Here is a 422-nt window from a genome sequence, read left to right on the forward strand (position 1 = left end):
CGCCGAACTGGTCACCGAACCCCGGCTGCCGGTCGTGTCGTTCACCGGTTCCGGTCCGGTCGGCGCGGCCATCCGCCGCGCCGCGCCGCAGAAACACGTGACGCTGGAGTTGGGCGGCAACGCCGCAGCGGTGCTGTGTGCGGACTGGACCTCCGACGAGGACCTGGACTACGCCGCGCAGCGCATCGCGACGTTCGCCAACTACCAGGCCGGCCAGTCGTGCATCGCCGTGCAGCGGGTGTACGTGCACCACGCCCGCTACGCCGACTTCCTGCCCCGGCTGGTGGCCGCCGTGCGCGGGCTGCGCACCGGCGACCCCGCCTCCGAGCTGACCGACGTCGGGCCGATGGTGTCCGAGGACGCGGCCCGCCGGGTCGAGACGTGGGTCGCCGAGGCCGTCGCCGCCGGCGGCACCGTCGAGG

At 74.6% G+C, this 422-nt stretch carries 1 protein-coding gene; it reads left to right on the plus strand.

All coding sequences use genetic code 11. The features are described 5' to 3' along the window. Positions 1 to 422 (plus strand): aldehyde dehydrogenase family protein (locus tag KBX53_RS35835; protein WP_210864125.1); only part of this gene is annotated, 422 nt, incomplete at both ends.

It is taken from the genome of Micromonospora sp. M51 (assembly GCF_018070305.1).
Lineage (GTDB): Bacteria > Actinomycetota > Actinomycetes > Mycobacteriales > Micromonosporaceae > Micromonospora > Micromonospora parva.